Annotated in this window: 18 protein-coding genes; 12 read left to right on the plus strand and 6 right to left on the minus strand. The window is 75.2% G+C overall.

The genetic code is table 11. From position 1 onward, the window contains the following. The first annotated feature begins 4 nt into the window (after window positions 1-4). Complete coding sequence (locus PH190_RS00330; RefSeq protein ID WP_274229514.1) at window positions 5-913, plus strand: DUF6542 domain-containing protein; 909 nt, start codon at window positions 5-7, stop codon at window positions 911-913. Between the two features lie 211 nt (window positions 914-1,124). On the opposite strand, the gene PH190_RS00335 is transcribed toward PH190_RS00330, so the two are convergent. Beyond that, window positions 1,125-2,111, minus strand: coding sequence for a 4-hydroxy-3-methylbut-2-enyl diphosphate reductase (locus tag PH190_RS00335; protein ID WP_274229515.1), 987 nt, complete (start codon window positions 2,109-2,111; stop codon window positions 1,125-1,127). Between the two features lie 98 nt (window positions 2,112-2,209). On the opposite strand from PH190_RS00335, the gene PH190_RS00340 reads away from it, so the two are divergent. The 4 genes from PH190_RS00340 to PH190_RS00355 all read left to right on the plus strand — a co-directional run bounded on the left by PH190_RS00340 (window position 2,210) and on the right by PH190_RS00355 (window position 5,534). Continuing rightward, window positions 2,210-2,779 (plus strand): lipid droplet-associated protein, encoded by a 570-nt coding sequence (locus PH190_RS00340; RefSeq protein WP_274229516.1) that lies wholly within the window; start codon window positions 2,210-2,212, stop codon window positions 2,777-2,779. Then, the gene (xseA, locus tag PH190_RS00345) at window positions 2,776-4,020 is read left to right on the plus strand and encodes an exodeoxyribonuclease VII large subunit (RefSeq protein WP_274229517.1); all 1,245 of its coding nucleotides are present in this window, start codon (window positions 2,776-2,778) and stop codon (window positions 4,018-4,020) included. Before PH190_RS00340 ends, xseA begins: the two co-directional genes overlap by 4 nt. Before the next feature lie 82 nt (window positions 4,021-4,102). Continuing rightward, window positions 4,103-4,336, plus strand: a complete 234-nt coding sequence (locus PH190_RS00350) for an exodeoxyribonuclease VII small subunit (RefSeq protein ID WP_274229518.1) — start codon at window positions 4,103-4,105, stop codon at window positions 4,334-4,336. Between the two features lie 79 nt (window positions 4,337-4,415). Continuing rightward, window positions 4,416-5,534, plus strand: a complete 1,119-nt coding sequence (locus PH190_RS00355) for a hypothetical protein (RefSeq protein ID WP_274229519.1) — start codon at window positions 4,416-4,418, stop codon at window positions 5,532-5,534. A 6-nt stretch (window positions 5,535-5,540) separates the two neighbouring features. On the opposite strand, the gene PH190_RS00360 is transcribed toward PH190_RS00355, so the two are convergent. Beyond that, window positions 5,541-6,140, minus strand: a complete 600-nt coding sequence (locus PH190_RS00360; protein ID WP_274229520.1) for a DUF4245 domain-containing protein — start codon at window positions 6,138-6,140, stop codon at window positions 5,541-5,543. 167 nt (window positions 6,141-6,307) lie between these two features. Here PH190_RS00360 and glpX point away from each other — a divergent pair, with 167 nt between their 5' ends. From glpX to PH190_RS00380, 4 genes are all read left to right on the plus strand, one after another. Continuing rightward, the gene (gene glpX / locus PH190_RS00365) at window positions 6,308-7,384 is read left to right on the plus strand and encodes a class II fructose-bisphosphatase (protein ID WP_274229521.1); all 1,077 of its coding nucleotides are present in this window, start codon (window positions 6,308-6,310) and stop codon (window positions 7,382-7,384) included. Between the two features lie 68 nt (window positions 7,385-7,452). Beyond that, window positions 7,453-8,004 (plus strand): L,D-transpeptidase, encoded by a 552-nt coding sequence (locus PH190_RS00370; RefSeq protein ID WP_274229522.1) that lies wholly within the window; start codon window positions 7,453-7,455, stop codon window positions 8,002-8,004. 22 nt (window positions 8,005-8,026) lie between these two features. Further along, the gene (locus tag PH190_RS00375) at window positions 8,027-9,436 is read left to right on the plus strand and encodes a class II fumarate hydratase (protein ID WP_274229523.1); all 1,410 of its coding nucleotides are present in this window, start codon (window positions 8,027-8,029) and stop codon (window positions 9,434-9,436) included. Between the two features lie 4 nt (window positions 9,437-9,440). Then, complete coding sequence (locus PH190_RS00380; RefSeq protein ID WP_274229524.1) at window positions 9,441-10,961, plus strand: ATP-dependent DNA ligase; 1,521 nt, start codon at window positions 9,441-9,443, stop codon at window positions 10,959-10,961. Window positions 10,962-10,992: 31 nt separating this feature from the next. On the opposite strand, the gene PH190_RS00385 is transcribed toward PH190_RS00380, so the two are convergent. Beyond that, window positions 10,993-11,361 (minus strand): DUF3817 domain-containing protein, encoded by a 369-nt coding sequence (locus PH190_RS00385; protein WP_337993774.1) that lies wholly within the window; start codon window positions 11,359-11,361, stop codon window positions 10,993-10,995. A 72-nt stretch (window positions 11,362-11,433) separates the two neighbouring features. Between PH190_RS00385 and guaB1 the strand changes: the two genes are divergently transcribed. Further along, window positions 11,434-12,876 (plus strand): GMP reductase, encoded by a 1,443-nt coding sequence (gene guaB1, locus PH190_RS00390; RefSeq protein WP_274229525.1) that lies wholly within the window; start codon window positions 11,434-11,436, stop codon window positions 12,874-12,876. 61 nt (window positions 12,877-12,937) lie between these two features. Here guaB1 and PH190_RS00395 read toward each other — a convergent pair whose 3' ends face one another. Beyond that, entirely contained in the window at window positions 12,938-14,275 is a 1,338-nt protein-coding gene (locus PH190_RS00395; protein ID WP_274229526.1) for a PhoH family protein, read from the minus strand. 485 nt (window positions 14,276-14,760) lie between these two features. Then, window positions 14,761-16,092, minus strand: a complete 1,332-nt coding sequence (locus PH190_RS00400; protein ID WP_274229527.1) for a DUF885 domain-containing protein — start codon at window positions 16,090-16,092, stop codon at window positions 14,761-14,763. Between the two features lie 331 nt (window positions 16,093-16,423). Here PH190_RS00400 and PH190_RS00405 point away from each other — a divergent pair, with 331 nt between their 5' ends. Then, on the plus strand, window positions 16,424-16,909 hold the full coding sequence (locus PH190_RS00405; RefSeq protein WP_274229528.1) for a hypothetical protein: 486 nt from the start codon (window positions 16,424-16,426) through the stop codon (window positions 16,907-16,909). Between the two features lie 131 nt (window positions 16,910-17,040). On the opposite strand, the gene PH190_RS00410 is transcribed toward PH190_RS00405, so the two are convergent. Continuing rightward, window positions 17,041-17,802 carry an isoprenyl transferase gene (locus tag PH190_RS00410; protein ID WP_420791557.1) on the minus strand — a complete coding sequence of 254 codons (762 nt, stop codon included), beginning with the start codon at window positions 17,800-17,802 and terminating at the stop codon, window positions 17,041-17,043. Between the two features lie 186 nt (window positions 17,803-17,988). On the opposite strand from PH190_RS00410, the gene trhA reads away from it, so the two are divergent. Next, window positions 17,989-18,618 (plus strand): PAQR family membrane homeostasis protein TrhA, encoded by a 630-nt coding sequence (gene trhA, locus PH190_RS00415; RefSeq protein ID WP_274230035.1) that lies wholly within the window; start codon window positions 17,989-17,991, stop codon window positions 18,616-18,618. Window positions 18,619-18,672: the final 54 nt, after the last annotated feature.

Consider the following 18,672-nt stretch of genomic DNA (forward strand, 5'->3'; position numbering starts at 1 on the left):
AGGGGTGACCAGTACACGGGAGGACGCCGGGACCGGGGCCGTCGGTCCCGGCGAGCGCTCCGTCGTCCGGTCACTGCGCGGGCTGCGGTGGTGGGGCTCGCTGGCGCTCGGCGCGGCGTTCACCGGCCTCGGCATCGCCGTCGACCTGCTGACCGCCGGCGAGCTCGGAGTCGTCTTCACCGCCTGCTTCGCCGCCGGCTGCATCCTCGCGACCGCGTGGGCGCGCCGCGACTCGCTGTTCGTCCCGCTCGTGCAGCCGCCGCTGCTGCTCGCGATCGGGGTGCCGGTGGTCGTCGCCGCCACCGGCTCGCTCCCCCGCTCCGGCGGCACCGCCTCGACGCTGCTGGCCGTCGGCGGGCCGCTGGTCAACGCCTTCCCCAGCCTCGCCGTCACCACGGCGATCTGCCTCGCGCTCGGCTTCATCCGCTCGCGCCTCGAGCCCTACCAGCGGCCCGAGGACGAGCTCGACCCCGACGCCCGCCCCGAGCGCCCCGCCCGGCCGCCCCGGGACCCCCGCGACCGGGACCCCCGCGACCGCGACCCGCGTGACCGGGACCCCCGCGACCGGGAGCCCCGCGACCGGGACCCCCGTGACCGTCCGCCGAAGGACCGCGACCGCGACCGGCCGCCCAAGGACCGCGACCGCGACCGGCCGCCCAAGGACCGGGACCGGGACCGGCCGTCCAAGGGCCGCGACCGCGACCGGGACCCGCGCGACCGGGACCCCCGCGACCGCGAGGACCTCGACCGACCCCGCCGGGTGCGCATCCAGGCCCGGCCCGCGCGCGACGACGGCCGGCGCCCGGCCGACGACCGCCGCCGGCCGGTGCGTCCCGACGATCCGGACGACGAGTTCGGCCCCGGCGTCCGCCGCGTGCCCCGCCGCGTCGACGGGCCCGACGAACCGCGCTGACCGGGTCTCGCCGTCCCCGACGGGCCGCGAGAGGCACGTTCGGCAGGTCACCAGGCCCGTCGATCAGGCGGAACGTGCCCCTCACCCTCGATCTCGGGCGCGATGGCTGCCGCGACGAGCACCGACCCGCCCGACCCGTGTCCCGAGGACACGGCTCGCGACCTGGCCCCCGACCCGGCGAGGTCCCACCCCGCCGGGCTGGTGACGGGACCTACCGCACCGCCTGCGGTTTCATGTCGCGCTTGAGCTCGCGGGGTAGGGAGAAGGTCAGCTTCTCGTTCGCCGTGGTGATCTCCTCGACGTCGACCCAGCCGCGCTCGGCGAGCCAGTGCAGGACGTCACCCACGAGGATCTCGGGCACCGACGCGCCGCTGGTCACACCGACCGTCCGCACCCCGGACAGCCACGCCTCGTCGATCTCGCCGGCGTGGTCGACGAGGTGTGCGTCGTCGGCGCCGGCCTGCAGCGCGACCTCGACGAGGCGCACGGAGTTCGAGGAGTTGCGCGACCCGACGACCAGCACGAGGTCGCACTCGGGCGCCATCTGCTTCACCGCGACCTGGCGGTTCTGCGTGGCGTAGCAGATGTCGTCGGACGGCGGGTCGGACAGCGCGGGGAAGCGCTCGCGCAGGGCACGGACGGTCTCGAGCGTCTCGTCGACCGACAGCGTCGTCTGCGAGAGCCAGATGACCTTCTCGGGGTCGCGCACGGTGACGTCGGCGACGGCGGACGGACCGTCGACCAGCTGCACGTGGTCGGGCGCCTCGCCGGCGGTGCCCTCGACCTCCTCGTGGCCCTCGTGGCCGATGAGCAGGATGTCGTAGTCGTCGCGAGCGAAGCGCTTGGCTTCCTGGTGCACCTTGGTGACCAGCGGGCAGGTGGCGTCGACGGTGCGCAGCTCGCGTGCCGCGGCCTCGGCGTGCACCGCCGGGGAGACGCCGTGCGCGGAGAAGACGACGGTGGCGCCCTCGGGCACCTGGTCGGTCTCCTCGACGAACACCGCGCCGCGCTCGGCGAGGGTGTTCACGACGTGGCGGTTGTGCACGATCTCCTTGCGGACGTACACGGGCGCGCCGTAGGTCTCCAGCGCCTTCTCCACGGCCACGACGGCGCGGTCGACGCCGGCGCAGTAGCCGCGGGGCTTGGCGAGCAGCACGCGGGGCGCGCTGGCGGGCTCGGCCGGGTGCTCAGGGGACATACCACCAGCCTACGGGCGACGCGCGTCACCGACCGGACGCGCGACCCCGCCCGTGGCCGTCCGCACATCATCCGCCCGCTGCTGGCACCCTGTGGCGTATGAGTTCGCTCCCGTTCCCGGTGCGGGTCGCCGCCGGTCTGGTCGTCACCGCCGTCGAGGAGGCCAAGGACCTCCCGCGCACGGTCGCCGGCCTGCCCATCACGGCCGTCAGCCGCGTGCTGCAGATGACGATGCGGGCGCAGCAGGTCGTCACCGAGCTGGCGATCAAGGGCGACACCGCGCTCGACGGGATGCGGCCGGTCGAGGAGGCCCCGTCGTGGGCGCGCTTCGACGACGACCTGCCCGAGGCGCTGCCCAGCGGGTACGCGTCGTACGAGGTCGACGACACCTCGCTGGAGAGCACCGACCTCGCCGGCACCCCGCGGGTCAACGGTCACGCCTCCGCGCCCGCGCTGGGCGTCGTCGGCGAGGACGGCGAGACGGCGTCGGTGACCCCCGACGTGCTGCCGGGCTACGAGTCGATGACCATCGCCCAGCTGCGCGGGAAGCTGCGCTCGCTGTCGGTCGAGGACGTCGAGGAGCTGCTCGCCTGGGAGCAGGCGCACGCCGCGCGCCCGCCGTTCGTGACGATGCTGTCCAACCGGATCGCCACGCTGCACGCCGAGTGACCACCCCGCCGCCCACCAGCGCCGAGGAGCCGTGGCCGGTCCGCACGGTGGCGCGCAAGATCGCGGCCTGGATCGAGCGGCTCGGCGCGGTGTGGGTGGAGGGCCAGCTCACGCAGGTCACCGCGCGGCCCGGGACGGGCACGGCGTTCCTCGTGCTCCGCGACCCCGCCGCGGACGTGTCGATCAACCTGACGGCGCCGACGACCATGGTGCGCGGGGCCGTGCCGCCGCTGGCCGAGGGCGCACGGGTGGTGGTGCACGGCCGGCCGTCGTACTTCTTCGGGCGCGGGACGCTGTCGCTGCGCGTCGACGAGATCCGCCCGGTCGGGGTCGGCGAGCTGCTCGCCCGCATCGAGCGCCTGCGCGCGCTGCTCGCCGCCGAGGGCCTGTTCGACCCCGGTCGCAAGCGCCGCCCGCCGCGGCTGCCGCGCTGCGTGGGCCTCATCACCTCGCGGGCCAGTGCCGCCGAGCACGACGTCGTCACGGTCGCGACGTCACGGTGGCCGGCGGTGCGCTTCCGCACCTGCAACACCCCGACCCAGGGCGCGCAGGCGGTCCCGGAGATCCTCGACGCCCTGCGCGCGCTCGACCGTGACCCGGACGTCGAGGTGATCGTGCTCGCCCGCGGCGGCGGCAGCGTCGAGGACCTGCTGCCGTTCTCCGACGAGGCGCTGTGCCGGGGGGTGGCGGCGTGCCGCACGCCCGTCGTCTCGGCGATCGGGCACGAGCCCGACACCCCGCTCGTCGACCACGTCGCCGACCTCCGCGCCGCGACACCGACCGACGCCGCGAAGCGGATCGTCCCCGACCTCGCCGAGGAGACCGCGCACCTCGCGCAGCTGCGCCGCCGCGCGCACCGCGCCCTGCACGCCTGGGTCGAGCGCGAGGAGGCGGGGCTCGCCGCGCTGCGCCGCCGTCCGGTGCTCGCCGACCCGCTCGGCCCGGTGACCGCGCGCGCCGACGCCGTCGCGGCCCTGCGTGCCCGGGCCCGCCAGGTGCTCGACGCCGGCCTCACCGCCCGCGCCGCCGACGTGCGCCACCTGCGGGCCTCGCTGACCGCCCTCGGGCCCGCCGCGACCCTCGCCCGCGGCTACGCGATCGTGCAGCACGGGGACGCCGTGGACGCCCCGGTGCTGCGCTCCGCCGAGACCCCCGCGGCCGGCGACCACCTCCGCGTACGCCTCGCCGACGGCGCCGTGCACGCCGTCGTCCACCCCGTCACCGACCGCGACGACGACTGAGGCCCGGGATGTCGGCGACGTACCGTGACGGACGTCGAGTGTCGGTGACGGCACCTCCCCGGCACGGGGGAAGATGGCGCGCATGACGGAGAGCGCCGAGCCGGGCTACGAGGAGGCGCGGGCGGAGCTCGAGCAGGTCGTGGCACGGCTCGAGGCCGGCGGGCTGAGCCTCGAGGACTCGCTCGCGCTGTGGGAGCGCGGCGAGACCCTCGCCCGGCTCTGCGAGCGCCACCTCGCCGGCGCCCGCGAGCGTGTCGAGACCGCGCTGGGCGAGGCCGACGGCGGCCACCGCGACGACGGCTCGGACGACGGCTGAGACGACGGCTGAGGCAGCCGGGCGACACCCGGGCGAGGGACACCCGCGCGCACGCCGCGATGGCGCAGACTCGACGCCCATGAGCAGCCCGTACACCCCGAACGGGAGCAGCGGCGGCGGGGAGGTCGACCGGGCGGTGTCCGGCGCCCACGCCGACTACCACCGCGAGATCCAGCAGCACGTCGAGCCCGACGGCCTCGTCGACGACGTCGTCACCTACCGGATGCTCGCGCCGCACCTCATGCGCACGCTGCTGTTCCTCGTCGTGCCGACGGTGCTGCTCCTGCTCAAGGCGGTCATCGACTACCTGGCCGCGATGTCGTCGCCCGACGACCTCACCGACGTCGTGTCCCTGCTGCTCGGGCTCGTCATCGTGGTGCTCTACCTCGCGGGCCTGGCGTCGTTCTTCGCGCCGGCCAAGGAGCCGATCGCCGAGCACGCACGCCTGCTCGAGAACCGCGGCGATGCGGCGGGGGCCGCGTTCGAGTACGTGCGCGCCGCCGCCGAGGCGCGCCGCAGCCCCGCCGAGGTCCGCCCGTCGAGCGTGGCGGGCGTCCCCGTACTGATCTTCGAGCAGTACAGCGAGCGGGCGATGCTGCTGGTCCAGCCCTACGGCCGCGACCTCTACGTCGGCTGGACGATGTGGCGCTCGCGCTCCACCGCGACCCTGCTGCTGCACTTCCTGCGCGACACCTTCGGCCGCTTCGCCCCCTCGCCGCGCTTCTCCGCCGAACTGCGCGCCGCCGCCACCCGGGCGCTGCGCGAGAGCGTGCACTCGCTCGCGCGGGAGGGGGTGGCCGCCGCGCTGCACCTCGCGCCCGGGCCCGCCCCGTCCCCCGCCGGCCCGTCGCCCGAGCCCCACGCCGGGCAGGGCCACCGCGCCGAGCCCCACGCCGAGCAGACCTACGCCCCGCAGGCCCACCGCGCCGAGCCGTACGCCGCCCCCACCGAGACCGACGGCCGGCCCCGGCAGCACGAGCCGGCCGGGCACCCGGCACCGTCGGCACCCTCCGGCGCCCTCCCCACCGCCGGTCCGGACGAGCAGGCGTGGACCGGTGGCTGGTCGGCGCCGCCGGGCCGCGGGGAGGACGACCGCGTCGGCGTGGCCCGCGAGACCCCCCGCCGCGACGCCGACCGGCGCGAGCCCCGCCCCGACGCCGACGACGGCTGGGGCCCCCCGCCGCGCGACCGCTGGTGAGTCGCCTCAGCGCACGAACGGCGCAACGAGCGTGGCCTCGGCGAGCTGGCGGAAGCGCTCGACCGGCGCGCTGCCGGTGACGAGCAGGCGCACGCCGTCGACGTCGGTGACCCACAGCGTCTCGCCGCGCCGCCCGGTGTGCGTCACCCACGTCCGGCCGCCGGCCTCCGCCGTGCCGGCCGCGGTCGGGTCGCCGGCCTCCGAGGTGACCAGCGCGACCTCGTCGGCGTCGGACTGCACGAGGCGCGCGAACTCGTCCTCGGGCGTCACCCACCCGACGCGGGCCGCCCGCGGCACCGCGGTGGCCCCCGGCGGGCCGACGAGCACGACGTCGGACGACTGCGCGATCCAGTCCGGCGGCAGCGTCGGCACCCGCAGCGGCACGCCCACCGAGGGCTGGGCGCGGCGCAGCTCGGCGGCCGGGTCGACCCGGGGCAGGCTGTTCCGGTCGACCTCCGGCTGACCCGGGGCGAACGAGCACGCGCGCAGCAGCCCCGCCAGCAGCAGCACCGCGACGCCGAGCACCACGAAGCCCCGCAGCAGCGCCGCCGGCCCGCTGCGGGGTCCGGGGTCACGCGCGCCGGGATCGCTCGGGGAGGTGGCCACGGCGCCATCCTCGCAATCCGTGGTGTGAGGCGCCTCCGCGCACCGGCCCGACGTGCCCGGTTCTGCGAGGATGGGCGGTCCGTCCGGCGGGATCACCGCCAGGCCCCGTCACGATCCCTGGCACGACCCCCGCCACGACCCCGCCCCGCCCCACGGAGGTGCACCCGGTGAGCTCGCAGGAAGCCGCGTCCCGCGTCCGGTCCCCCGAGCAGCCCGACCGCAACCTCGCGCTCGAGCTCGTCCGGGTCACCGAGGCCGCCGCCATGGCCGCCGGCCGCTTCGTCGGCCGCGGCGACAAGAACGGCGGGGACGGCGCCGCCGTCGACGCGATGCGCAAGCTCATCGGCTCGGTGTCGATGCGCGGCACGGTCGTCATCGGGGAGGGCGAGAAGGACGAGGCCCCGATGCTCTACAACGGCGAGGAGGTCGGCAACGGCGACGGCCCCGAGTGCGACGTCGCGGTCGACCCCGTCGACGGCACCACGCTGATGGCCAAGGGCATGCCGAACGCACTGGCCGTGCTCGCGGTCGCCGAGCGCGGCGCGATGTTCGACCCGTCCGCGGTCTTCTACATGGAGAAGCTCGCCGTGGGCCCGGAGTGCGCCGACGTGGTCGACATCAACGCCCCGGTGCGCGACAACCTGCGCGCGGTCGCCCGGGCCAAGGGCATCAACGTCTCCGACGTCTCGGTGGTCGTGCTCGACCGGCCGCGCCACGACCAGCTGGTCCAGGACATCCGCGACGCCGGCGCCCGCATCCGCTTCATCTCCGACGGCGACGTCGCCGGCGCCATCGCCGCGGCACGCCCGGAGAGCGGCGTCGACATCCTGCTCGGCATCGGCGGGACGCCCGAGGGCATCATCACCGCGGCGGCGCTGGCCTGCATGGGCGGCGAGATGCAGGCCAAGCTCTGGCCCAAGGACGACGCCGAGCGCGAGAAGGCGCTGGGCGCGGGCCACGACCTCGACCGCGTGCTGCGCACCGGCGACCTCGTCCGCGGCGAGAACATCTTCTTCTGCGCCACCGGCGTCACCAACGGTGACCTGCTGCGCGGCGTGCACTACCGGGCGGGCGGCGCGTCGACGCAGTCGCTGGTGATGCGCTCGAAGTCCGGGACCGTGCGGATGATCGACGCCTGGCACCGCCTGCACAAGCTGCGGGAGTACTCGAACGTCGACTTCGGCGGACGCGACGACGACCCCGACGTCACCCCGGCGTGGGGCCCCGAGCACTCGTCCCTCTAGCACGAGGATGGGATGATCCGGCGTCACTCGGGGTAGTCCGATGTGACCAGATCTTCTCGGAGGTCCCCGTGTCGACGCGCGTGCACCGGTCCCCGTCCGCCCTGCTGACCGTGATCCTCGGCGTGCTCGCCGCGCTCCTCGTCGGGGCCGGCGGCGCGACCGCGGCGCCCACCGAGGTCCCCGCCCCGGTGCAGCTCCCGGTGCAGTTCCCGGCCCAGGCAGCGCCACCCGCGGCCGTGCCGCCCGCGCCGGCGGTCGCCATGACCGCCGGGACGCCGTGCGCCGCGAACGTCGACGCCTGCGTCGACCTCTCCGAGCAGCGGGCGTGGCTCACCGACGGCGCGGGCACCGTCACCTACGGCCCGGTCGGCGCGCTGGGCGGCACGCGCAAGGACCCGACACCGACCGGCACCTTCACGGTCGACTACAAGGACCGCGACCACGTCAGCAACCTCTACGACGCCGACATGCCGTACTCGGTGTTCTTCGCGCCGGCGATCGCGTTCCACACCGGCAGCCTCTCGGAGCGCTCGCACGGGTGCATCCACCTCGGGACGACGGCCTCGAAGCGCTTCTTCGCGAACCTCTCGCCGGGTGACACCGTGCAGGTGGTCCGCTGAGCCCGGTGAAAGACTGCGCACCATGACCGACGAGCAGGAGTACCGGACCGAGCACGACACCATGGGCGAGGTCCGGGTGCCGGCCGCCGCGCTGTGGGCCGCGCAGACCCAGCGCGCCGTCGAGAACTTCCCGATCTCCGGACGTCCCATCGAGCCCGCGCAGATCCGGGCGCTCGGGCTGGTCAAGGGCGCGTGCGCGCGGGTGAACCGCGAGCTCGGGGTGCTCGACGCCGACCTCGCCGACGCGGTCGCGGCGGCCGCGGACGAGGTGGCCTCCGGCGCCCACGACGGCGAGTTCCCCATCGACGTGTTCCAGACGGGCTCGGGCACGAGCTCGAACATGAACGCCAACGAGGTCATCGCGACCCTCGCCTCGCGGGCGAGCGGGCACAAGGTCCACCCGAACGACCACGTCAACGCCTCGCAGAGCTCGAACGACGTCTTCCCGACCACCATCCACGTCGCCGCGTCCGAGGCGATCGTGCGCGACGTCGTCCCGGCGCTCGACCACCTGGGCGCCGTGCTCAACCGCAAGGCCCAGGAGTGGCGCCACGTCGTCAAGGCGGGGCGCACGCACCTCATGGACGCCGTGCCGATCACCCTGGGCCAGGAGGCCGGGGGCTGGGCGAGCCAGTGCAGCCACGGCACCGAGCGCCTGCGCGCCGTGCTCCCCCGCCTCGCCGAGCTCCCGATCGGCGGCACCGCGGTCGGCACCGGCATCAACACCCCGGAGGGCTTCGGCGGCCGGGTCGTCGAGCAGCTGCGGCAGGCCACCGGCATCCCCGAGCTCTCCGAGGCCCGCGACCACATCGAGGCCCAGGGCGCCCGCGACGGGCTCGTCGAGGCCTCGGGTGCGCTGCGCACCGTCGCGGTCAGCCTCTACAAGATCGCCAACGACGTGCGCTGGCTGTCCTCGGGGCCCTCGACCGGTCTCGCCGAGATCCGCATCCCGGACCTGCAGCCCGGCTCGTCGATCATGCCCGGCAAGGTCAACCCGGTGATCTGCGAGGCGACGATGATGGTCGCCGCGCAGGTCATGGGCAACGACGCGACCGTCGCGTTCTCCGGCAGCCAGGGCAACCTTGAGCTCAACGTCATGATGCCGGTGATGGGCTACAACGTCCTCGAGTCGGCGCGGCTGCTCTCGGCGGCCGCCCGCCTGCTCGCCGACCGGGTCCTCGAGGACACGGTGCCCGACGAGGAGGCGTGCCGCCGGTACGCCGAGTCGTCGTCGGCGATCGTCACGCCGCTCAACCGCCTCATCGGGTACGAGGAGGCCGCGAAGATCGCCAAGCAGGCGATGAAGGAGCGCAAGACCATCCGCGAGGTCATCGAGGACGAGGGCTACGTGCGGGACGGCCGCCTCACGCAGGAGCAGCTCGACGAGGCGCTCGACGTGCTGGCGATGACGCGGGTCGACTCCTCCTCGTGACGTCGTGACGCTGTTCGGCGCGGTCGTCGCCACCTCCGGCGAGGTGGCGGCGACGCGCTCCCGCAAGGCGAAGACGGCCGCGCTCGCGACGCTGCTGGCGTCCCTGGAGCCCGGCGAGGTCCGCCCGGCGACGGCGTGGCTGGCCGGCGAAATGCTCCAGGGCCGCACCGGCATCGGCTGGCGCACGCTGCAGGCCGTCACCCCGACGCCGGCCACGACCTCGACGCTGACCGTCGGCGACGTCGACGCCGCCCTCGACCGGCTGGCCGCGCTCGCCGGCTCGGGGACGGGCGTCGGGGCGCGGCGTGCCGCCGAGCTCGCCGGCCTGCTCGACGCGGCGACCGGGGACGAGGGCCGCTTCCTCGTGCGGCTGCTCGGCGGCGAGCTCCGCCAGGGCGCCCTCGAGGGGATCATGATCGAGGCGGTGGCCGCTGCGGCCGAGGTCCCTGCCGACGCCGTGCGCCGGGCCTTCATGCTCTCGGGGCGGCTCCCGGCCACCGCGCACGTCGCCCTCACCGGCGGCGACCCCGTCGTCGAGCTGGGCGCGGTCGGGCTCGAGGTCATGCGGCCGCTGCGCCCGATGCTGGCCTCGCCCGGCGACTCGCTCGCCGCGGCCCTGGCCGAGCTCGGCGCCCCCGACGGCGACCCGGGGGTCGTCGTGGAGCACAAGCTCGACGGGGCGCGCATCCAGGTGCACCGGCGCGGCGACGAGGTGCGGGTGTGGTCGCGGACGCTGCACGAGATCACCGACGCGGTGCCGGAGATCGTCGCGCTGACGCGGACCCTGCCCGTCGACACCGTCGTGCTGGACGGCGAGACCCTCGCGGTCGCCGAGGACGGCCGGCCGCGCCCGTTCCAGGAGTCGATGAAGGGCCTGGGCAGCGGGGCCATGCAGCCGTGGTTCTTCGACTGCCTGCACCGCGACGGCCTCGACCTCGTGGACGAGCCGCTGGCGGCGCGCCGGGAGGTGCTGGCCGAGGTCGTCGGCGACCGGCTCATCCCCGGCGTCGTCCGCCCGACCGTCGCGCAGGCCGAAGCCGCCGTCGCCGACGCGCTGGCCGCGGGGCAGGAGGGGTCGATGGTCAAGGCCCTCGACTCGACCTACTCGGCGGGCCGGCGCGGGCGGGCGTGGCAGAAGGTCAAGCCGTCGCACACGCTCGACCTCGTCGTCCTGGCCTGCGAGTGGGGCTCGGGGCGGCGGCGCGGGTGGCTGTCGAACATCCACCTCGGGGCGCGGGACCCCGACGGCGGCTTCGTCATGATCGGCAAGACCTTCAAGGGCATGACCGACGCGACGCTCGCCTGGCAGACCGAGACGTTCCCGCGGTACGAGACACACCGGGACTCCAACACGGTGTACCTGCGTCCGGAGATCGTCGTCGAGATCGAGCTCGACGGCGTCCAGACCTCCACCCGCTACCCCGGCGGCGTGGCCCTGCGCTTCGCCAGGGTGGTCCGCTACCGCGACGACAAGCCGGCGTCCGAGGCCGACACGATCGAGACGGTGCGGGGGCTGCGCGGCTGAGCTGGTGCAGCGAACGGGCGGTTCGCTGCTTCTACGCGCGCCAACTCCCCGTTCGCTCGTCGCCGAGCTCGCCGCGGCGCACGGCTCGGCGCTCGAACCAGATCGTCGCCGCCGGCGGGATGCTGGCCGCCAGCGCGAGCAGGGTGGTGACCGCGCCCCAGCGGAACACCCGGGCCGTGACCAGCGCGATCACGACGTAGGCGACGAACAGCGCGCCGTGGATCGGCCCGAACACGCGGACACCGAGGTCGTCGAACACGACGAGGTACTTGAACGCCATCCCGACCAGCAGCCCGATCCACGAGCAGGCCTCGGCGATCGCGACGGCGCGGAAGGTGCGGGCGAGGGCGGCGGCGCGGGGCGCGGTGGGGCGGGTCGGCACGGTCGGCACGGTCGGCACGTCCCCACTCTGCCCGGCCGATCACGGGTCGGGAGCGCGGCGCGGCGATCGCCACGCGTAGGCTCGTGACACGTGCAGTTCCTCGACGGCGAGCGCCCGCCCCACGACCTGACCTACGACGACGTGTTCCTCGTCCCGACCCGGTCGGACGTGCCGTCCCGCTTCGACGTCGACCTCGGTGTCGCCGACCCGTCGGGCGCCACCATCCCCGTCGTCGCGGCCAACATGACGGCGGTCAGCGGCCGGCGCATGGCCGAGACGCTGGCGCGCCGCGGCGGGCTCGCCGTGATCCCGCAGGACGTCGACCCGGCGGCCGTCGCCGACATCGTCGCGGGCGTGAAGTCGCGGCACACCGTGTGGGACACGCCGGTCGTGCTGCACCCCGGCGACGCCGTGGCCGACGCGCTCAACCTGGTCAACAAGCGCGCGCACGGCGCGGTGGTCGTCGTCGACGACGCCGGACGGCCGGTGGGCGTGGTCAACGAGTCGGCGTGCACCGGCGTCGACCGCTTCACCCGCCTCGCCGACGTCCTGTCCCCCGCGGTGACGCTGCCGGTGACGACGGCCCCGCGCGAGGTGTTCGACGCGTTGCAGGACCCCGCGCACGCGGGCACGCCCGCGCTGGGGGTCGACGAGGACGGCCGCCTCGCCGGCATCCTCACCCGCACCGGCGCGTTGCGCGCCGAGGTCTACCGGCCCGCGGTCGACGCCGACGGGCGCCTGCGGGTCGCCGCGGCGCTCGGGGTCAACGGCGACGTCGCGACGCGGGTCAAGGAGCTGGGTGCCGCGGGCGTCGACGTGCTCGTCGTCGACACCGCGCACGGGCACCAGGAGAAGATGCTCGCCGCGCTGGCCGCCGCCCGGGACGCCGCGCCCGAGGCCGTCCTCGTCGCCGGCAACGTCGTCACCACCGAGGGCACGCGCGACCTGGTCGCGGCGGGCGCGGACGTCGTCAAGGTCGGCGTCGGCCCCGGCGCGATGTGCACCACGCGCATGGCGACCGGTGTCGGACGGCCCCAGTTCTCGGCCGTCGCCGAGTGCGCGGCCGCGGCCCGGGCGGCGGGGGCGCACGTGTGGGCCGACGGCGGGGTCCGCCACCCCCGCGACATCGCGCTGGCGCTCGCCGCCGGGGCGTCGGCGGTGATGGTGGGCTCGTGGTTCGCCGGCACCTACGAGTCGCCCGGCGACCTGCTGCGCGACGAGCACGGCGCGGCGTACAAGGAGTCGTTCGGCATGGCGTCCAAGCGCGCCGTCAGCGCCCGCACCCGCGGCGACGGCGCCTTCGACCGCGCCCGCAAGGGCCTGTTCGAGGAGGGCATCTCGTCCTCGCGCATGCGCCTGGACCCCCAGCGCCCGGGCGTCGAGGACCTGCTGGACTCGATCTGCGCGGGCCTCCGCTCGGCGTGCACCTACACCGGCGCGGCGACCCTCGAGGAGTTCCACGCCCGCGCCGTGCTGGGCGTGCAGTCGTCCTCGGGCTTCGCGGAGGGCCGCCCGCTGCCCGCCGGCTGGTGAGCAGCGAACGGGTATCTCGTGCGCATAGAAGCAGCGAGATACCCGTTCGCTGCGACCACCGTCAGAGCCGCTCGCCCTCCAGCATCTCGGTGACGAGCGCGGCGATCGGCGAGCGCTCGGACCGGGTCAGCGTGACGTGGGCGAACAGCGGGTGGCCCTTGAGCTTCTCGATCACGGCGGCGACGCCGTCGTGGCGCCCGACGCGCAGGTTGTCGCGCTGGGCCACGTCGTGGGTGAGCACGACGCGCGAGTTGGTGCCGAGCCGCGAGAGCACGGTGAGCAGCACGTTGCGCTCCAGCGACTGGGCCTCGTCGACGATGACGAAGGCGTCGTGCAGCGAGCGCCCGCGGATGTGGGTCAGCGGCAGGACCTCGAGCATCCCGCGCTCGATGACCTCCTCGACCACGTTCGACGAGACGAGCGCGCCGAGGGTGTCGAACACCGCCTGCGCCCAGGGCGCCATCTTCTCGTTCTCGCCGCCGGGCAGGTAGCCGAGGTCCTGGCCCCCGACCGCGTACACGGGACGGAAGACGACGACCTTGCGGTGCTGCTGGCGCTCGAGCACGGCCTCCAGCCCGGCGCAGAGTGCGAGCGCCGACTTGCCGGTGCCGGCGCGCCCGCCGAGGGACACGATGCCGACGTCGGGGTCGGAGAGCAGGTCGATCGCGATGCGCTGCTCGGCGGAGCGGCCGTGCAGGCCGAACACGTCGCGGTCGCCGCGCACGAGGCGCACCTGCTTGTCCGGGGTGACGCGGCCCAGCGCCGACGAGGTGCCCCCGAGCAGGCGCAGCCCCGTGTGGCACGGCAGCTCGCGGGCGGTCTCGACGTCGGCGAGCCCGTCGGCGAACAGCGTCGACACCTCGTCGGGCGTGGCCGTGACCTCGGCGGTGCCCGTCCAGCCCGTCGTGGTGACGTCCTGGCCGTGGTACTCGTCGGCGGGCAGGCCCACCGACGCCGCCTTGACCCGTAGCGGCATGTCCTTGGTGACGAGGGTGACCGCGTGACCGTCGGCGGCGAGGTTGAGCGCGCAGGCGAGGATCCGGCTGTCGTTCTCGGCCGTCCGGAACCCGGCCGGCAGCACCGACGGGTCCGAGTGGTTGAGCTCGACGCGCAGCGTCCCGCCCTCGGCGGTCATCGGGAGCGGCTGGTCGAGGCGGCCGTGGTTGATGCGGAGGTCGTCGAGCAGTCGCAGCGCCTCGCGGGCGAACCACCCCAGCTCGGAGTGGTGACGCTTGCCCTCGAGCTCGGAGATGACCACGAGCGGGAGGACGACCTCGTGCTCGGCGAACCGCGTGGGAGCCCACGGGTCGGACAGCAGCACGGAGGTGTCGAGGACGTAACAGCGCACGCCGTCCGCGGCCCCGGCGGGGTCCAGGGCGGGGGTGCTGGCGGTGCTCACGGAAGCGGGACGCTCGGCTGGTGCTGCGCTCACGACTACTCCCTCGAGCGGCCACGGCACCCGCGACCACTGTGTTCCTCGGAGGAACGGGTCGACTAGCCCGGTGGCTCGACGGCGCGGTGGCGCGGCCCGGGGGCCGTCCTGCGCCATCGCGGGGCAGTGCCGGGTGCCGGCCCTCCCCCGGGACCGGAGCGCGGCGGTCGCGTCGCGCCGACCGCGGTGCGCGGTGCCGCGTGGGCACCTGCTCCGCGAGCGGTGGACGTCCCCGTCCCGCCCCGATCTGCCACTACCGGCCTCCCCGGACGCCCCGCATCCGGTGCGGGTCCGTCGGGGCGGACGCTACCGCCGGTAGCCGGTCGTTGTCGCGCGACGAGCGTGACGAGTTGGTGACGTGACTCACCGATCTCCCGGGTCCCTGCGGCGACCGCCGACCGTTCGGCGCAGCGCCGGCGCCCGGACGGCATGCCGATGGGTCGACGGTGGGGTCACACGGCGACGTCGGCACGCAGCTCGGCCCGGCGCTCGGCCCGCAGCTCGGCCGGTGTGGGCGGGGCGTCGAGCACGCGGACGAGACGCGCCGTGACCACCTCGGCCGGGCGGGAGCCGTCGGCGCCCAGCAGCCACGGGCGCAGGAGGCGGGCGCCCTCGACATAGGTCGTGGTGTGGGTGCGCCAGCGGGGGTGGCCGAGGAACTCGAGCATCCGCCGCGCCCGCGGCTCGTCGAGGAGCAGCCAGCGGCACAGGTGCGCGACGACCTCGTCGGGCGAGCGGTGCTCGTCGTGCAGCATCAGCGCGGCGTCCTGGCGCACCGGCGCGAGCCGGGCCATGACGTCCTCGACGGCCTCGCCGAGCGCGCCCCGCTCCGGGTCGGTGGGCACGCCGGCGGCGCCGAGGACCTCGGCGTTCCACCGGCCCCACCCCGGCCCGACCACCGCCTCGAGGCCGAGCTCGGCGGCACCCTCGGCCACGAGGCTCTGCGGGGTCCGCGCGAGGAAGACCTCGCGCTCGGGGCGGACGCGCCGTCCCGCACCGTCGGCAGCGGCGTCGGCGAGGTCGGCGGCGGTGCGGCAGTGCTCGGTGTGGTGGCCCGGGTAGGCCTCGTGCGCCACGAGCAGGGGCAGGTGCGTGACGCGGTGCCCGATGCCGCCGTTGACGGCGACCGCGGAGCGCCGGGGCCCGATCCAGCGGCTGAACCCGCTCCACGGCGCGGCGTCGACGACCTCGAGCGTCACGTCCTCGCCGGGCGGCAGCCCGACGGTGGCCGCGGTCCGCTCGCGCAGCGCATCGACGGCCGCGCCCAGGGCGGTGCGCAGGTGCCCGGCGGCCAGGCGGTCGCCGTCGCGGAACGCCGCGAGCCGGTCGGGCAGCGCGCCCGGGCCGTCGAGCAGGGCGTCCAGGTCGCGGTGGGCCGCGCGGTAGCGGTCCTCGTCGCCGCGGGCGATCCGCACGTCGAAGCAGCGCTCGACCTCGTCGACGAAGCCGACGTCCCGCCCGGCGGCCCGCTCCGCGAGCACCCGGCAGGCCCGCAGCTGGGCGTCGAGGAAGGCGACACGGGCGGCCTCGGTGGCGGGATCGGTGGCGGGGCCGGCGGTGGCGCCGGTCGTGGCTCCGGCCAGCTCGGCGCGCAGCCGGTCGGCCTCGCGCACCAGGTCGTGGGGGTCGGGCGCCGGTGCGGCCGCGACCCGCGCGGCGTGGGCGGGGTCGCCGAAGTGGGCGTCGAGCACCCCGGGCAGCACGCGGTCGAGCCGCAGCGCGAGGTCGACGTAGGCCCGCGCGAGCCCGTCGAGACCCCCGCCCGGGCCCGGGTCCGCAACCACCGGACGAGGCTACGCCGAGTGGCGCTCCGGAGCCTCGTCCAGCAGCGCTCGGCCCTTGATACGACACCCGGGTGTCGAGGGCTGCGACGCACCGCCACTGAATGCCCCGCCGGCCGCGGAGAACGGGGCGCGGCCGCGCGGTGGATCACCCGGATATCGCACTACAGTCGCGCTCGGAATTGTCAATCACTCGATGGTGGGCCGCCGCTGGAAATGCTGCTCGGGCGGCGGATAGCTTTTCTCCCGTCAGCCGCACCGTCCGTGGGGCTGGAGCCATTCGACGGGAACCCCGAATTCCCGCCGATGACCACGAACGAAACTGGAGCACTGGATGCTGAAGAAGGCGGGAATCGTCGTCCTGGGCGCGACGGCGGGCATGATCTCGCTCGCTCCCCTGGCGAACGCCGGCGAGGCGCGCGACCACGGCCACGACGAGCACCACTCCTCGAGCGACTGCGCGAGCGCGACCGCGGTCGGCGGCCGGCAGGGCAACACCGGCAGCCAGCTCGTCGGCGTCAACAACACCAACCTCCAGGCCCCGATCAACCAGCTCGGCGTGCTCAGCAGCTACGACAACGACTGCGACGACGACGACCGCGGCGGCCACCGCGGCGGTCACCACGGCGGTCACCACGGCCACGGCCACGGCGGCCGCGACGACAACGACGACGACGGCGGCGGCGGCAGCAGCAGCAGCGCCACGGCCGTCGGCGGCGACCAGATCAACACCGGCGACCAGCTGATCGGGATCAACAACACCAACATCCAGGCCCCGATCAACCAGCTCGGCGTCCTCAGCTCGTACGACAACGACTGAGTGACGAGGCGCCACGGAGGGCGCCCTCGGATCTGCGCGCGACCGTGCCCATCGGGGGATGGCACGGCCGACGCGAGGACGCAGGTCACGACGGCCCCGGGAGCACCGCTCCCGGGGCCGTTTCCGTGTTCCTACTGACCGAGGCGGCGATTCCGCCGTGAATAGTCGCGCAGGGCGCGCAGGAAATCGATGTGCCGGAACTGCGGCCACAACGCCTCGGTGAAGTAGAACTCCGAGTACACGGACTGCCACATGAGGAATCCCGAGAGGCGCTGCTCGCCGGAGGTGCGGATGACGAGGTCCGGGTCGGGCTGGCCCGAGGTGTAGAGGTGCTCGGCGATGTGGTCGACGTCGAGGACCTCGGCGAGCTCCTCGATCGACGTGCCCGCCTCCGCGTGGCGCAGCAGCAGCTTGCGCACGGCGTCGGCGATCTCCTGACGCCCGCCGTAGCCGATCGCGACGTTGACCTGCATCCCGTCGCGGCCCGCGGTGCTGCACGCGGCGGCGTCGACCCGCTCGGCGATCGCCCGCGGCAGGGCGTCCGGGTTGCCCACGACGCGCAGCCGCCACCGCCGGTCCGGGGCCGCGAGCCCCTCGACCGCCGAGGCGATGATCTCGAGGAGCGCGTCGAGCTCGGCGGCGGGCCGGTCGAGGTTGTCGGTCGAGAGCAGGAACAGGGTGACCAGCTCGACGCCGGCCTCCTGGCTCCAGTCGAGCAGGTCGACGATCTTCGCCGCGCCCGCGCGGTGTCCCGCGCTCGGGTCGGCCAGCCCGGCCTCGCGCGCCCAGCGCCGGTTGCCGTCGAGGATGACCCCGATGTGACGAGGCGGTGCGCTCGTCGCCCCGCGCCGGCGGAGCCGGCGTTCGTAGAGCGAGTAGGCGACCCGGCGCAGATCGTCCCGGAGTGTCACGGGCCACCACGCTAGCCGGTGGCCCTGACGGCGTGGATCCCCGTGACGGGGCGGTGACGCGTCCACGAACGTCACCCACGGGCGCGGTCACGCACAGGAACCACACCTACCCTGGTGACCGTGACCGTCATCGACCCCGCCGCCGAGCCGACGCCGGTCAAGCCGCGGATGCGGGGCTGGCTGCACCTGTGGTCCTTCGTGGTCGCCGTCGCGGCCGGGATCGTCCTGGTCTCGCTCGCGGGCGCGACCGTGTCCGCCGAGGCCGCGGCCGCCGTCGCCGTCTACTCCGTGACCGTCTGCGGCGTCTTCGGCGTCAGCGCGCTCTACCACCGGCGGACGTGGGTGACGCCACGCGGCCGGGTGCTGATGAAACGCCTCGACCACGCGATGATCTTCGTCTTCATCGCCGGCACCTACACGCCGTTCGCGGTGCTCGCCCTACCCGAGCGCACCGGGCTCGTCGTGCTCGCGATCGTCTGGGCCGGGGCCCTGGGCGGGGTCGTGCTCAAGGTGGCGTGGCCCCACGCGCCGCGGTGGGTCGGGGTGCCGTTCTACCTGGCGCTGGGCTGGGTCGCGGTGTTCGTCATCCCCGACCTGCTCCACCGCGGGGGCGTCGCCGCGCTGGTCCTGCTGCTGGTCGGCGGGGTGTTCTACAGCCTCGGCGCCGCCTGCTACGCCTGGCGCCGACCGGTGGGCTGGCCGCGGACCTTCGGGTACCACGAGTTCTTCCACGCCGCGACGGTCGTGGCCGCCGCCTGCCACCACGTCGCCATCTGGCTGGTGCTCTACGCCGGCTGAGACGCCCCGAGCCCCGACGCAGCGAGGGACGCCCCCGCTGCGTCGGGCGCAGCG

Origin of the sequence: Actinomycetospora straminea (genome assembly GCF_028737255.1) — a bacterium.
GTDB classification, from domain to species: Bacteria; Actinomycetota; Actinomycetes; order Mycobacteriales; family Pseudonocardiaceae; genus Actinomycetospora; species Actinomycetospora straminea.

Coding starts and splice junctions, on each gene's coding strand:
- PH190_RS00335 (WP_274229515.1), bottom strand. CDS start 2,111: ATGTCCCCTGAGCACCCGGCCGAGCCCGCCAGCGCGCCCCGCGTGCTG.
- PH190_RS00340 (WP_274229516.1), top strand. CDS start 2,210: ATGAGTTCGCTCCCGTTCCCGGTGCGGGTCGCCGCCGGTCTGGTCGTC.
- PH190_RS00350 (WP_274229518.1), top strand. CDS start 4,103: ATGACGGAGAGCGCCGAGCCGGGCTACGAGGAGGCGCGGGCGGAGCTC.
- PH190_RS00355 (WP_274229519.1), top strand. CDS start 4,416: ATGAGCAGCCCGTACACCCCGAACGGGAGCAGCGGCGGCGGGGAGGTC.
- PH190_RS00375 (WP_274229523.1), top strand. CDS start 8,027: ATGACCGACGAGCAGGAGTACCGGACCGAGCACGACACCATGGGCGAG.
- PH190_RS00405 (WP_274229528.1), top strand. CDS start 16,424: ATGCTGAAGAAGGCGGGAATCGTCGTCCTGGGCGCGACGGCGGGCATG.
- trhA (WP_274230035.1), top strand. CDS start 17,989: ATGCGGGGCTGGCTGCACCTGTGGTCCTTCGTGGTCGCCGTCGCGGCC.